Origin of the sequence: Micromonospora matsumotoense, from assembly GCF_900091525.1 — a bacterium.
In the GTDB taxonomy this organism is placed as follows: domain Bacteria; phylum Actinomycetota; class Actinomycetes; order Mycobacteriales; family Micromonosporaceae; genus Micromonospora; species Micromonospora matsumotoensis.
Genome location: NZ_FMCU01000014.1, coordinates 57,796 through 70,897, shown reverse-complemented (window position 1 = coordinate 70,897; position 13,102 = coordinate 57,796). Strand labels below are relative to the sequence as shown.

General features: G+C 70.7%; 14 protein-coding genes and 1 pseudogene. 9 read left to right on the top strand and 6 right to left on the bottom strand.

The features are described 5' to 3' along the window. On the top strand, positions 1–327 hold the full coding sequence (locus GA0070216_RS23720; protein ID WP_091250426.1) for a DUF3817 domain-containing protein: 327 nt from the start codon (positions 1–3) through the stop codon (positions 325–327). A 177-nt stretch (positions 328–504) separates the two neighbouring features. On the opposite strand, the gene GA0070216_RS23715 is transcribed toward GA0070216_RS23720, so the two are convergent. Continuing rightward, the gene (locus tag GA0070216_RS23715) at positions 505–1,020 is read right to left on the bottom strand and encodes a DUF6232 family protein (protein ID WP_091250748.1); all 516 of its coding nucleotides are present in this window, start codon (positions 1,018–1,020) and stop codon (positions 505–507) included. A gap of 482 nt (positions 1,021–1,502) precedes the next feature. Between GA0070216_RS23715 and GA0070216_RS23710 the strand changes: the two genes are divergently transcribed. Next, positions 1,503–2,486: a C40 family peptidase gene (locus GA0070216_RS23710; RefSeq protein WP_091250423.1), complete on the top strand. Its 984-nt coding sequence runs from the start codon at positions 1,503–1,505 to the stop codon at positions 2,484–2,486. 138 nt (positions 2,487–2,624) lie between these two features. Here GA0070216_RS23710 and GA0070216_RS23705 read toward each other — a convergent pair whose 3' ends face one another. From GA0070216_RS23705 to GA0070216_RS23690, 4 genes are all read right to left on the bottom strand, one after another. Continuing rightward, positions 2,625–3,614 (bottom strand): sigma-70 family RNA polymerase sigma factor, encoded by a 990-nt coding sequence (locus GA0070216_RS23705; protein WP_176739103.1) that lies wholly within the window; start codon positions 3,612–3,614, stop codon positions 2,625–2,627. 496 nt (positions 3,615–4,110) lie between these two features. Continuing rightward, the gene (locus GA0070216_RS23700) at positions 4,111–5,010 is read right to left on the bottom strand and encodes an N-acetylmuramic acid 6-phosphate etherase (RefSeq protein ID WP_176739112.1); all 900 of its coding nucleotides are present in this window, start codon (positions 5,008–5,010) and stop codon (positions 4,111–4,113) included. Between the two features lie 71 nt (positions 5,011–5,081). Next, positions 5,082–5,996 (bottom strand): MurR/RpiR family transcriptional regulator, encoded by a 915-nt coding sequence (locus tag GA0070216_RS23695; protein ID WP_091250419.1) that lies wholly within the window; start codon positions 5,994–5,996, stop codon positions 5,082–5,084. Between the two features lie 150 nt (positions 5,997–6,146). Continuing rightward, entirely contained in the window at positions 6,147–6,890 is a 744-nt protein-coding gene (locus tag GA0070216_RS23690; RefSeq protein WP_091250416.1) for a dTMP kinase, read from the bottom strand. A 156-nt stretch (positions 6,891–7,046) separates the two neighbouring features. On the opposite strand from GA0070216_RS23690, the gene GA0070216_RS23685 reads away from it, so the two are divergent. From GA0070216_RS23685 to GA0070216_RS23670, 5 genes and pseudogenes are all read left to right on the top strand, one after another. After that, positions 7,047–7,652: a nucleotidyltransferase gene (locus GA0070216_RS23685; protein ID WP_091250413.1), complete on the top strand. Its 606-nt coding sequence runs from the start codon at positions 7,047–7,049 to the stop codon at positions 7,650–7,652. Beyond that, positions 7,649–7,915, top strand: a complete 267-nt coding sequence (locus tag GA0070216_RS23680) for a hypothetical protein (protein ID WP_091250410.1) — start codon at positions 7,649–7,651, stop codon at positions 7,913–7,915. The genes GA0070216_RS23685 and GA0070216_RS23680 overlap by 4 nt, the downstream gene beginning before the upstream one ends. A gap of 10 nt (positions 7,916–7,925) precedes the next feature. After that, positions 7,926–8,700 (top strand): annotated as a pseudogene (locus GA0070216_RS23675) (metallophosphoesterase family protein). Then, entirely contained in the window at positions 8,691–8,834 is a 144-nt protein-coding gene (locus GA0070216_RS34695; protein WP_167179460.1) for a GPGG-motif small membrane protein, read from the top strand. Before GA0070216_RS23675 ends, GA0070216_RS34695 begins: the two are co-directional and overlap by 10 nt. A gap of 179 nt (positions 8,835–9,013) precedes the next feature. Continuing rightward, a complete protein-coding gene (locus GA0070216_RS23670; RefSeq protein WP_091250404.1) occupies positions 9,014–9,508 on the top strand; it encodes a TspO/MBR family protein in 495 nt (164 codons plus the stop codon). Positions 9,509–9,584: 76 nt separating this feature from the next. Here GA0070216_RS23670 and GA0070216_RS23665 read toward each other — a convergent pair whose 3' ends face one another. Beyond that, entirely contained in the window at positions 9,585–10,358 is a 774-nt protein-coding gene (locus tag GA0070216_RS23665; RefSeq protein ID WP_091250402.1) for a M23 family metallopeptidase, read from the bottom strand. 278 nt (positions 10,359–10,636) lie between these two features. On the opposite strand from GA0070216_RS23665, the gene GA0070216_RS23660 reads away from it, so the two are divergent. Beyond that, the gene (locus tag GA0070216_RS23660) at positions 10,637–11,977 is read left to right on the top strand and encodes an ABC transporter substrate-binding protein (protein ID WP_091250398.1); all 1,341 of its coding nucleotides are present in this window, start codon (positions 10,637–10,639) and stop codon (positions 11,975–11,977) included. A gap of 74 nt (positions 11,978–12,051) precedes the next feature. After that, positions 12,052–13,101 (top strand): carbohydrate ABC transporter permease, encoded by a 1,050-nt coding sequence (locus tag GA0070216_RS23655; RefSeq protein WP_091250395.1) that lies wholly within the window; start codon positions 12,052–12,054, stop codon positions 13,099–13,101. Position 13,102 lies beyond the last annotated feature (1 nt).

The window sequence follows — 13,102 nt, the reverse complement described above, 5'->3', positions numbered from 1 at the left end:
GTGGGCGGAGCCCTTACCCGGTACCGCGTGATCGCCTGGATCGTGGGCGTGGCGCTGGCCGTGCTGGTCCTGATCGGCATGCCGCTGAAGTACGTGTTCGACGAGCCGATCGTGGTGGCGGTCGTCGGCACCGCGCACGGCTGGCTCTATCTGCTCTATCTGGCCGCCACCTTCGATCTGGGGCGTCGGGTGGACTGGCCGTTGAAGCGGATGCTGCTGGTGATGCTCGCCGGCACGGTGCCGTTCGTGTCGTTCGTGGCGGAGCGGAAGGTGACCCGCGAGTTGACCGCCGCGCGACCCCGCACCCCCGAGCCCGCCGTCCTCTGACCGCGCACCGGCGGGGTGCCTCCGCCGGAAGCAGCCAGGCGTCCCGCGCCGGGCAGTAGCCGGGCGTCCCGCGCCGGGCAGTAGCCAGGCGTCCCGCGCCGGGCAGTAGCCAGGCGTCCCGCGCCGGGCAGGCAGCGGCCGGGCGTCCTGCGCCCCGGGCGGCCGCGTGGGACTGCGTCAGCGGGTGGGTCGCCAGTAGGTGGCGGTGGGTGCCGGGTCGTCGGCGTCGGGGTAACGGTGCTGTTCCCGGGCCTGGTGCAGGGCCTCGACCACCTGGTCGAACTGTTCCCGGTCGTCGCTGCTGAACAGCAGCAGCTCGGTGCCGAGGCAGTGGCCGTGCAGTTCGTGGGCCGGTGGCCGCCAGCGGTCCCCGAGCAGCACCAGCAGCACGGGCAGCAGGCACACCGCACCCAGCCCCAGGTACGCCCCGGCGGTGAGCCGTTCCAGCCCACCGGTGAAACCGAGCAGCACGCCGACCGTGCCCGCGCCGACGGCGGCGAGCGTGACGATCCGGGCGGCGAGCCGGTCGTGCGGCCCCCGGCCGGTACGCAGGTGGGTGAGGTCGGCCACGGCGTAGCTGCTCCGGCCCGCGGTGAACCGTTCGGTGGTCACCACGATCCCGGGCCGGGCGTACAGCAGGGTGGTCGGTCGGGACCAGCGTGGCGGTCGGGTGCTGGCGCGGTCTGCCTGCACGGCGTCCTCCCAGGGGCCGACGGGGCCGGTGGGTCCCACCGCGACGCGACCTGCGCACGGCGGGATTCCCGGCCGGGGCTCCATTCTGTTGCCGGCACGCCCGACCCGCTCCCCGATTTCCGACAGTTCCGGCGGGCGCCACCTGCACCGTCGCCGACATCTGGCCACCAATTCGGTTTTATCCGGCTTTACCCGCCCGATCCGCACCGGTATCCGCCTGGAACGACGAATAAGACCTTCCTCGCCAACCGCCCAGAACCCGGTTCCGACGGTCCGCCGGGCACCACCGGCGTCACCTGCCACAACGACCCGCCGCACCGCTCCGCCAACATTCGCCGCGGCTTTGTCTGCGCGTCACTCCCGCCACAGGTTAGGTTGATCGGGCCGGCACGGTAAACGGCCGTCCATCCGGACGGGCCCGGCCGGTGTCACCGGGGGCGTCAGCATCCTCCGGTGACCGGTGGGAGAGGAGTCTTCCGCTCTTGTCGTCCTTACGGATGCTGCTGCGAACCCTGGCGGTCGCCGGCCTGTCGGCCGCGTTGATCGCCCCGTCGGCGCCGGTCCGGGCCGAACCATCGGTCGCCGACCTCACCGCCAGGATCGAAAGGTCCTCGGCGGATCTGGAACGGATCGTCGAGTCGTACAACAAGCTCAACGAGGAGATCAAGACGAACCAGGCCACCGCGTCCGGTCTGCACGCGCGGATCGGCCCGCTGGAGGCCCAGGCCACCCAGAGCCGGGCTGCGGTGGGGCAGATCGCCGCCACCGCCTACAAGACCGGTGGGCTGCGCACGGCCGAGGCGATCCTCGACCCGGCCGGCGGCTCCCTGGTCGACCGGCTCGGCACCCTCGACCAGCTCACCCGGCACCGCCAGCAGCAGATCGACGGGTACACCGCCGATCAGCGGGCGTTGCTCGACCAGAAGGCCCGGCTCGACAGCACCCTGGCCCGGCAGGCCGCCCAGTCCCGGGCGATCGTCAAGACCAAGAAGCGCATCGAACAGGACCTGGCGAAGCTCTACGAGATGCGCCAGGCCGCGTACGGCCGGGCGACCGAGGCCCCGGCGAAGAAGCCGAAGAGTTCCGCTGCCCCCGACGCACCCGACGCACCGGCCGTCTCCGGCAGCGCCGGCGCGGCGGTGCGGTACGCCTACGGGGCGATCGGCAAGCCGTACGTCTGGGGCGCCGAGGGTCCCCACGGGTACGACTGCTCGGGCCTGACCCTCGCCGCCTGGCGGTCCGCCGGCAAGCGGCTGCCGCACAACGCGGCGATGCAGTGGAACGCCACCTCCCGGGTCAGCCGTGGCGAGCTGCGCCCCGGTGACCTGGTCTTCTACTCGGGGTTGGGGCACGTCGCGCTCTATGTGGGCGGCGGTCAGGTGATCGACGCGCCGAGCGCAGGGCGCAACGTGCTCAAACGGAAGATGAACATGATGAGCATCGCCGGCTACGGCCGGGTCGGCTGATCGGCACGGCAACGGCGAACGGCCGGCGTCCCCCTATCGGACGCCGGCCGTTCGCCGTTATTACTACCAGCTCAGGAAGCTGACGAGCCGCTTCGACGCCACCGGACCGACGGGTCGGTGCCGCACGGCGAGAGCCGGTCAGGCCGCCTGGAGGCCCTCGGCGCGGGCCAGCTCGCGCAGCCGGCCGAGCGCCTGGATCTCCAACTGACGGATCCGCTCCCGGGAGAGCGAGAAGCGCGACGCGACCTCGGTCAGCGAGTGCTCCCGCCCGTCCTCCAGGCCGTACCGGGCCCGCATGATGCCGGCGGACCGGTCGTCGAGGTGGTTGAGCAGACCCTCGATGCGTTGCCGCTCCAACCCGGTGAGGACGATGTCCTCCGGTGACGGGGCGTCGCTGTCCGCGACCAGGTCACCGAGGTTGGTGTCGCCGTCGTCGCCGACCGGGGTGTCCAGCGAGACGGTGTCCTGCGACCAGCGGCGCAGCTCGTTGACCCGTTCGACGGTGACGCCCAGCGACGCCGCGATCTGCTCCGGCTCCGGGTCGCTGCCCAGCTCACGGGTGAGCTGACGGGCCACGTTGCGCATCCGGTTGACGTCCTCGACCAGGTGCACGGGCAGTCGCACCGTCCGCTCCTGCTGGGCGATCGCCCGGCTGATCGCCTGACGGATCCACCAGGTGGCGTAGGTGGAGAACTTGTAGCCGCGCTCGTAGTCGAACTTCTCGACCGCGCGCACCAGACCGGTGTTGCCCTCCTGGATCAGATCCAGCATGGGCATCCCGGACCGCACGTACCGGCGGGCGATCGACACGACCAGCCGCAGGTTGGCCCGGATGAAGAGATCCTTGGCGCGTTCCCCCTCGACGACCAGCCGCTCCAGGTCGTCCCGGTCGATCCCGTCGGGAACCCGGTCCTCGCCGAGCAGGTGCTCGGCGTAGAGCCCGGCCTCGATCGCCTTGGAGAGATCGACCTCCTTGGCGGCGTCCAGCAGTGGCGTCCGGGAGATCTCGTGAAGGTAGACGCCGACCAGGTCACGCTCCTCGGCGACCTCGTCGGTTCGCATGCCGATGTTCTTGTCCACGGTGTCCACGGTCCCCTCGCTCGCGCCGGTTGCCCGGTTCCTTGCCATCCACGTCCATCAGCCATCCCCGCAACGCCCGCGCTGCTCACCAGTGCTGACACCTGCACAACAGTTCAGACGGGTCGGGGATTCCATGTCGTGAGTCGAAAGTGTCACGAATGCCTGAGTCCCAGCTGAAAGCCCGGTCCACGTTTGCTGTCAGCGGCCCCCGAGGGCAGCTGACGGACCCCGGATCACCACTGGCGGGACGCGGTGTCATCGTCCGCTTCCGGAGTGTCGCACCATTGCCACACTCCGCCACGGAGCGACCCTCGTCACCATCCGGCTGCGATCCCGGTCACTGCCAGATACGGGCCGGTGGACCGGTCGGTTCATCCGGCACTCCTGGATTACCCCACGCCCGGAACAACAATCCGCGCTGTGGCGGACGTCCCGGCGGCATGGTGTTCTCCATCACCCCGGTCCGGCGTCCGCGCCGGTGGGACACCACGGAAGGGGTCAGGAGCGGCACCGGGCGGGTCGTCAGGGGCGGGGACGGCACGGGTCAGGAGGCGAGCAGGGCGATCGCGCCGCGGACCTGGTGCGCGGTGCTCGCCAGCGCGGCCCGTGCCACGTCGACCTCGGCGCCGGACAGCAGCGAGACGAGAGCGGTCTTCAGATCACCGTCGGCCTCGTGCAGGGCACGCCGGGAGACCTCCTCGGTGCACCCGGTCGCCTCGACCAGGATGGAGATCATGCGACCCCGCAGCTTGGCGTTGCTGGCCACCATGTCGATCATCAGATTGGAGTAGACCCGACCCAGGCGCACCATCACCGCCGTGGAGAAGGTGTTCAGCACCAACTTCTGCGCGGTGCCCGCCTTCATCCGGGTCGACCCGGTCACCACCTCCGGACCGGTGTCGACCCCGATGACCACGTCGACCTCGGCTGCCGCCCGGACCTCCGGATTGGCGCAGAGCAGCACGGTCGAGGCACTCCGCTCCCGGGCCGCACCGAGCGCACCGAGGACGTACGGCGTGCGTCCACTGGCCGCCAGCCCGACCACCAGGTCCCCGGCGGCCACGCAGTTGGCGGCCTCCGCGGCGCCACCGCGCAGGTCGTCCTCGGCGTCCTCCACGGCCTGCCACATCGCGTCCGGGCCGCCGGCCAGGTGCGCGCAGAACCAACTGCGCGGCGAGTTGAAGGTGGGGGCCAGCTCGGCGGCGTCGATCACCCCGAGCCGGCCGGAGGTGCCGGCGCCGAAGTAGTGCACCCGGTGCCCACCGCGCAGGGCGGTCACCGCGAGATCGACGGTCACCGCGATCTCGTCCAGCACGGCGGCCACCGCGGCCGGCACCCGCCGGTCGGCGTCGTTGATGACGGTGAGCACGTCCCGCGTCGACATCAGGTCGAGGTCGGTGCTGTACGGGTTGCGCCGTTCGGTAGGTGCACCGACCCGGACCACCGGCCGCAGGTCGACCACGCCCTCGTTGCCCTGCTGCGCCGCCCTGTCGTCCGGCCCGGTCCGGCCGGTGGTCACGAGCGCCTCCGACTGCCGCCCACCCGGCGTGTTCGCACCGCCTCGGCGGTGACCTCCAGCGCCCGGCGGGCCCGCGCCCGGTTCCGGGCGGCCACCCCGACGAAGAGGCAGTCCACCACGGTGAGCTGGGCCAGCCGGCTCGCCATCGCGCCCGAGCGGTACGTCGTCTCGCGGGCGGCGGTGGTGAGGACGTAGTCGGCGATCTCGGTGATCGGCGAGCGGGGGAAGTTGGTCAGCGCGACGGTGACCGCGCCCCGGGCGCGGGCCTGTTCGAGCACCTCGATCACGTCCGAGGTGGTGCCGGTGTGCGAGATGCCGACCGCCACGTCGCCCTTGCCGAGCAGCGCGGCGGAGGTCAGCGCGGTGTGCACGTCCGGGAAGTAGAACGCGATCCGGCCGATCCGGTGCAGCTTCTGCTGGAAGTCGGAGGCGACGAATCCGCTCGCGCCGGCACCGTAGACCTCGATCCGGCCCGCGCCGACGATCGCCTCCACGACCTGCTCGCAGACGGCCGGGTCGAGCTGCTCGGCGGTCTCCTCGACGGCCCGTGCGTCGTTGAAGGCGATGGTGGCGATGATCTGGGCCAGGTCGGCGCCGGGCGGGATGTCCCCGCCGACCACCCGGGCGTCCGGCGGCTCGATCCGGCGGGCGGCCTCGGCGGCGAGCCGGATCCGCAGCTGCGGGTAGCCGTCCATGCCGACCGACCGGCAGAACCGGATGACGGTGGCCTCGGAGGTCTCGGCGGCGGTGGCGAGGTCGGTGATGGTCCGTCGGGCGGCATCGGCCGGGTTGGCGACGACCAGTCGGGCGACCCGCTGCTCGGCGGGGGACAGCGACGGGAGCAGGCCACTGATGTGGACGATCAGCCCACCCGGCTCGTGACTCGCAGAAATCTTCGGACTCTTCGCCACGGATGAAACTTACTTTCATGAGCCGCGAGCGTCAACCACGACCGCGCGTATTCGACAGGAAGTATCCCCCCGACCGGGGAGGCGTTCCGGCACAGACTCCCATTTGCGCAGCCTGACGCGCCTCCGCCGGTCCGGTGGAATCGCCTCGGTCTACGGTCGGGCCTGCGCGGCGACCGGCTCCCGGGCGACGCCGTCGGTCGCCGGGGCGGACGGCCCGGTGTCGTCCGGCGGATCATCGACCACCGGCCCGGCCCCCTCCTCCGGCGGCAGCCAACGCGCCAGGTGCGCCCGGATCCGCCGGGACACCTCGTCCGGCCCACCACCCGCGTCGACCACCACGAAGCCCGGATACTCCGGCAGCGACCGGTAGGCCGCGTCGGCGGCGGTCAACCAGCCCATCGTCTCGTGGTCCTCGCCCCGCAGCTCGATCCGCCGGTACGCCTCGGCCGGGTCGACGGCCAACAGGAAGGTGACCTGTGGGGCGGGGAAGACCCGGTAGCCGGCCCGGGTCAGCCGCTCCCACCGCTGCCCACCGTGCGCCCGGATGCTGGCGTACTGGCAGGCGGAGTAACGGTCCATCACCGCGGTGCGACCGGTCACCAGGCAGCTGAGCAGCGCGGCGGCGATGGCCAGCCAGCGCAGCACGGACTCCACGGCGAGCATCCCGGTGCGGCCCACCAGCAACTGCGGGTCGGTGCGGCCGAACCGGTGGGCGACCCGGCCGAGCCAGCGCCGACCGCTCGCGTTGCGGTGGTAGGTGGCCGGCCGGCCGGCCGAGGTGAGCGCGGCGGCGAGCAGGTAGGCCTGGGTGGTCTTGCCCGAACCGTCGATGCCGATCAACGCGACGCGACGCAGTCGGGCCCCGCCGTCGGTCCCGCGCCGTGATCTGACCACCTTCCACAGACTATCCGACCCACGCTTGCCCCCTGCCCGATTGATCCCCTGGCGAGGGTGATGACCGGATCGGTGCGCCGACCCAGGTGTGGGCGGGCCGACAGCCGGGTACGCAACGTCATTTCCCACCGACCATCCACCGATCGGAGAGACCAGATGGCCGAGCGCGGGGACGTCAGCCTCCTGCACACCCTCAAGCGGGTCGCCGCCGTGCTCAAGCAGAACGAGATCCCCTTCGCGCTCGGCGGCAGCTTCGCCGTCTATGCGCACGGCGGTCACTCCAGCGAGCACGACGTGGACTTCCTGCTCCCCGAGGAGCATGTCGAGCGGGCGCTTGAGGCGCTGACCGACGAGGGCTTCACCGCCGAGCGCCCGCCGGAGGACTGGCTGGTGAAGGTCTACGACGACGGGCGGATGGTGGACCTGATCCACCGGCCGGTGGAGACCCCGGTGACCCACGAGACCCTCGCCGACACCGTGGTCCGCCCGGTGGACGCCATCCGCATGCCGGTGCTGTCGGCGACCCGGCTGATGGTGCACAAGCTGCTCAGCTTCTCCCAGCACTACTGCGACTTCGCCCGGGGCCTGCCGCTGGCCCGGTCCCTGCGCGAACAGATCGACTGGGAGCGGGTCCGCAAGGAGACCCGGCACTCGCCGTACGCCGAAGCGTTCCTGATGTTGCTGGACCGGCTCGACGTCGTCCCGTACGGGGGCACGCCGGTGCCGTACGCCCGTATCCCCGAGGAGAGGGAGACCCCGTGACCGAGCACAGCGCCGGCCCGCCGGACGAGTACGTCGAGGCGGAGATCCAACGGCTGCTGACCGAGGACCCCGACGTCGCCGAGCAGGGCATCACCGTGGTCCGCCGGGAGCGCGGCCTGGTCCTCACCGGCGAGGTCGAGAGCCCGCACCGACGGGCGGAGATCCTGCGTCGGGTGGCCGAGCGGTTCCCGGACGAGGCGATCACCAGCGACATCGGGGTGATCCGCGCCCAGGCGCCGGTCCAGGTCGAGGAGCTGCCGTGAGGAGGACCCGATGATCCGGATCGCCGCCGTCGGCGACGTCCACCTGGACGCCGATGTGCTGGGCCGGTTCCGCCCGGCCCTGGAGGAGCTGCCCGACTGCGCCGACGTGCTGCTGCTCGCCGGCGACCTGACCCGGCACGGGACCGAGGCCGAGGCCCGCTGCGTCGCCCAGGAGTTCGGCGGGCTCGGGGTGCCGGTGATCACCGTGCTGGGCAACCACGACCACCAGTGCGACCAGGTGCCGCAGGTGGTCAAGGTGCTGGAGGACGTCGGGATCACCGTGCTGGAGGGGACCGGCACGGTGCTGGAGTGCCCCGGTGGCCGGCTCGGGGTGGCCGGGGTCAAGGGCTTCGGCGGCGGGTTCGCCGGCCGGTGCGCCAGCGACTTCGGCGAGCCGGAGATGAAGTCCTTCGTCCGCACCGGCAACGAGAGCGCGGCGGCGTTGGGCGAGGCGCTGCGGGGGCTGGACTGCGACCTGCTCGTCGCGCTGACCCACTACGCCCCGGTGCCGGACACGCTGGCCGGTGAGCCGCTGGAGATCTACCCGTTCCTCGGGTCGTACCAGCTCGGTCAGGCGATCGACTCGGCGCCGACGGCGCTCGCCCTGCACGGGCACGCGCACGCCGGCACCGAACGCGGTGTCACCCCCGGCGGGGTCCGGGTACGCAACGTCGCCCACCCGGTGATCAAGCAGGCGTACAGCGTCTTCCACCTGGGAGATCAAATCGACTGAGAAGCAGGTTTTCGGAATCGGGCCGCCGGGTATTCAGCAGCCATGGAGCTGATTCTCTGGATTCTCGCAGTCGTACTCGTGGTCGCCGGCATCCTCGCGCTGTTCCGCCGGCAGATCCTGTGGGGCGTCGTCCTCATCGTGGTCGGCCTCCTGGTCGGCCCGGGTGGTGTCAGCATCTTCAGTTGACGCCGGTCCCTACCACCTGACCCGCCGGGGTCGTCGCCCCCGGAAGCTCCGTCCTCCCAGACAGGAGCCTCCGGCACCGACGACCCCGGCGTTCTGTCGTCCGGTGGGCCCACCGGTGGTGCCCCGGCGTGGGGCACGGTGACGGTTTTGCCGGGGCGTACCGGGGAAGTATCTTGATTATGGAGACAACCCGGAGCGGCCGGCGGACCGGCGCGGCGCGGACCTGGTGGATGCTGCTCGGCTTCGGCGCGGCCGTCACGGTCGCCGCCGCGATCGGCGGACTGGGGGTGTCCGGCACCAGCGACGAGTACGCCGCCCTGCGGCAACCGGCCTGGGCCCCGCCCTCGTGGCTGTTCGGCCCGGTCTGGACCCTGCTCTACGCGATGATCGCGGTCGCCGGTTGGCTGGCCTGGCGGCGGGTCGGCTTCGGCCCCGCGCTCTGGGCCTGGTCGGTGCAGCTGGTGCTGAACGCGATCTGGACCCCGCTCTTCTTCGGCGCCGGCCGGTACGGGCTGGCCTTCGCCGAGATCGTGCTGATGTGGCTGGCGATCGCCGTGACGGTGGTCGCCTTCTGGCGGATCTCCCGGCCGGCGGCGGCCCTGCTGCTGCCCTACTGGGCCTGGGTCACCTTCGCCGCCGCGCTGAACTTCTCGATCTGGCAGCTCAACAGCTGACGGTCGCCGCCCCGGGTCGACCCGGGGTCGTCGTCGGGCCGGGGGCGGGTCCGCCCCCGGCCCGACGAATCCGGTCTCAGCAGCGGGGCACGTTCGGGATGTAGCCGTCGTGGCCGGTGTAGACGTAGGCGTCGGCGATGAACCGGCCGGAGCCGATCCGGTCCCAGATCGCGCTGGTGCCGTAGGTGCCGGTGACCGTGGTGCCGCTGGTCTGGCAACCGATGGTGACCTTGGCCCCGTCGGCGACCGTGCCGACCGACGAGTAGCCGGTGCCCGGCCCGGACCGGACGGTCAGCGGGGTGCCGGCGGTGTCGACCGTGCCCGACCCGGTGCCGCTGGTGCAGTTGTTGCCGCTGGTGTACGTCTTGGTGCCCCAGTACAGCGCGAGCGTGCCGTTGAACCGGACCTTGATGTCGTCGCCGTTGAGGCGCTGCTCGTAGTGCAGGTGCGGGCCGGTGGAGCCACCGGTGCTACCGACCCAGCCGATCACCTTGCCGTAGCCGACGCTCTGCCCGACCGAGACGTTGAAGCCGTTGAGGTGGGCGTAGTAGGTCGTGTAGCCGCCACCATGGTCGATGCGGACGTATTTGCCATAGCTCGTCCCGCCGAGGTCGGTGACCCGGTCGACGGTGCCGGGGGCGCTGGCGACCACCGGGTCGCCGAGGTCGTCGGTGCGGTTGAAGTCGACCGCGTAGGCCGGGCTGTGGTCCGAGCGGGTCTGGCCGGACCAGGACTGGTTGCACGGGAACGGCACCTTGAAGGTGGGCGCGGCCCATGCCGGGGCCGCCGGGACCAGGACCCCGGTGACCAGCAGGGAGGCCGCCACCAGGCTCCACCACCGTCTACGCATCCAGCACCTCCGATGTCGAGAATCTTCAATACCTTGCCTCGATCGTGGCAGATATCGACATCAATGGGAAGCCACCGCACCCCCTGTCCACCCCTAGCCCGGTGAGCACGGGTGGGAGCGCGCCCACCTGCGGTGGGAGGGTTTCGTGATTGTTACCGGGCCGTGTCCACCAGGGGGGTGGACCGATCGGGATGCAAGCGCTTACATGTGGGGACGACTCATCGGACCGGCGTCGGGTTCCCCCACCTGTGGGCGCGCCGGCAAGGAAGGAGAACGGCATGGCGTTTGCCAGATCACGCCAGGCTCTCGCGATCGCCGGCGTGCTGGGGCTGGCCCTCGGCGCCGCCGCCTGCGGCACCGGCAACGACAAGAAGAGCAGCAACGCGGGCTCGGCCGAGTGCGCCGCATATGAGAAGTACGGCGACCACGACGGCAAGAAGGTCACCGCCTACTCGTCGATCCGGGACATCGAGGCCGACCGGCTGGCCCAGTCCTGGAAGCAGTTCGAGGACTGCACCGGCATCGAGATCGACCACGAGGGCTCCGGCGAGTTCGAGGCCCAGCTCCCGGTCCGGGTGCAGGGTGGCAACGCGCCCGACCTCGCCTTCATCCCGCAGCCGGGTCTGATCAAGCGGTTCGTCGACGGCAACAACCTCAAGCCGGTCGCCGCCGCCACCAAGACCGAGGCCGAGGCGAACTACTCCCCCGACTGGCTGAAGTACACCACCATCAACGGCCAGTTCTACGGTGCCCCGCTGGGCTCGAACGTCAAGTCGTTCGTCTGGTACTCGCCGAAGACCTTCAAGGAGAAGGGCTGGGCGCCCCCCACCACCTGGGACGAGCTGATCAAGCTCTCCGACACCATCGCGGCCAGCGGCACCAAGCCGTGGTGCGCCGGCATCGAGTCCGGTGACGCCACCGGCTGGCCGGCCACCGACTGGATCGAGGACGTGCTGCTGCGTACGGCCGGACCCGAGGCCTACGACAAGTGGACCACCCACGGCATCCCGTTCAACGACCCGCAGGTCGTCGACGCGCTCAACCGGGCCGGCACGATCCTCAAGAACGAGAAGTACGTCAACGGCGGCTTCGGCGGCGTGAAGAGCATCGCCACCACCTCCTTCCAGGAGGCCGGCGTCCCGATCACCACCGGTAAGTGCGCCCTGCACCGGCAGGCGTCCTTCTATGCCAACCAGTGGCCCGAGGGCACCAAGGTGGCCGAGGACGGCGACGTCTTCGCGTTCTACTTCCCGTCCATCGACCCGGCCAAGGGCAAGCCGGTGCTGGGTGGCGGCGAGTTCGTCGCGGCCTTCACCGACCGCCCCGAGGTCCAGGCGGTGCAGACCTACCTCGCCTCCGGCGAGTACGCCAACAGCCGCGCCAAGATCGGCGACTGGGTGTCGGCGAACAAGAAGCTCGACCTGGCCAACGTGCCGAACCCGGTGGACAAGCTCTCCGTGGGCATCCTCCTGGACCCGAAGACCGTGTTCCGCTTCGACGGTTCCGACCTGATGCCGGCCGCCGTCGGCAACGGCACCTTCTGGAAGGGCATGGTCCAGTGGATCAACGGCAAGGACACCGCCTCGGTGCTGAACGGCATCGAGAGCACCTGGAAGTGAGCTGAGACGGTGGCCCGGTCCGTACCCACGGGCCGGGCCACCGTCTGATACCGAGCCCTTGAGAGGGAGGGTCGATGGAGTTCGACTTCGCTGAGGAACAGCCGAAGTTCCTCATGCTGATGTACGGGCTGATCGCTTTCGTCGCGGTGGTGGGCGGTCTGCTCCTGCTCCTCGACGTGGTGCCGGCCTGGTTCGCCCGCCGTCGGGAGGCGCAGTTGGTCGCCGCCTCGACCGGCGGTGCCCCGCTGCCCCGCCGACGCAAGCCGCGGGAAGGGCTGTTCGCGCTCTTCTTCCTGCTGCCGACGCTGCTGCTGCTCACCATCGGGCTGGTGGTGCCGGCGCTGCGGACCGTGCTGCTCTCCTTCATGGACGCCGGCAGCGACGAGTGGGTGGGGCTGCGCAACTACAGCTGGATGTTCTCCGAGGACTCGATCGTCCGGGTCCTGCTCAACACCCTGATCTGGGTGCTGCTGGTGCCGCTGGTGGCCACCACCTTCGGCCTGCTCTACGCCGTCATGGTGGACAAGGCCCGGTTCGAGTCCATCGCCAAGTCACTGATCTTCCTGCCGATGGCCATCTCGTTCGTCGGGGCCAGCATCATCTGGAAGTTCGTCTACGCCTACCGCAGCGAGGACCAGGACCAGATCGGCCTGCTCAACCAGATCGTGGTCACCCTCGGCGGCGAACCCCGGCAGTGGCTGCTCGACTCACCGCTGAACACCTTCCTGCTCATCGTCATCATGGTCTGGATCCAAGCCGGTTTCGCCATGGTGGTGCTGGCCGCCGCGATCAAGGCGATCCCCGGCGACATCGTGGAGGCGGCCCGCCTCGACGGGGTCACGCCGTGGCAGATGTTCTGGCAGATCACCATGCCGAGCATCCGACCGGCGCTGATCGTGGTGGTGGTGACCCTGTCGATCGCCACGCTCAAGGTCTTCGACATCGTCCGGACGGCCACCAACGGCAACTACGACACCAGCGTGATCGCCAACGAGATGTACAACCAGGCGTTCCGGTACGGCGAGGCCGGGCAGGGCTCCGCCCTGGCGGTCTTCCTCTTCATCCTGGTCATCCCGATCGTGATCTACCAGATCCGCAACCTGCGTCAACAGCGGGAGGGCTGAG

What these genes read in the sequence shown, in the direction of transcription:
- GA0070216_RS23705 (WP_176739103.1), bottom strand. Translation starts at nt 3,614, where the DNA reads ATGGCAAGGAACCGGGCAACCGGCGCGAGCGAGGGGACCGTGGACACC.
- GA0070216_RS34695 (WP_167179460.1), top strand. Translation starts at nt 8,691, where the DNA reads ATGGAGCTGATTCTCTGGATTCTCGCAGTCGTACTCGTGGTCGCCGGC.
- GA0070216_RS23685 (WP_091250413.1), top strand. Translation starts at nt 7,047, where the DNA reads ATGGCCGAGCGCGGGGACGTCAGCCTCCTGCACACCCTCAAGCGGGTC.
- GA0070216_RS23660 (WP_091250398.1), top strand. Translation starts at nt 10,637, where the DNA reads ATGGCGTTTGCCAGATCACGCCAGGCTCTCGCGATCGCCGGCGTGCTG.
- GA0070216_RS23670 (WP_091250404.1), top strand. Translation starts at nt 9,014, where the DNA reads ATGGAGACAACCCGGAGCGGCCGGCGGACCGGCGCGGCGCGGACCTGG.
- GA0070216_RS23665 (WP_091250402.1), bottom strand. Translation starts at nt 10,358, where the DNA reads ATGCGTAGACGGTGGTGGAGCCTGGTGGCGGCCTCCCTGCTGGTCACC.
- GA0070216_RS23655 (WP_091250395.1), top strand. Translation starts at nt 12,052, where the DNA reads ATGGAGTTCGACTTCGCTGAGGAACAGCCGAAGTTCCTCATGCTGATG.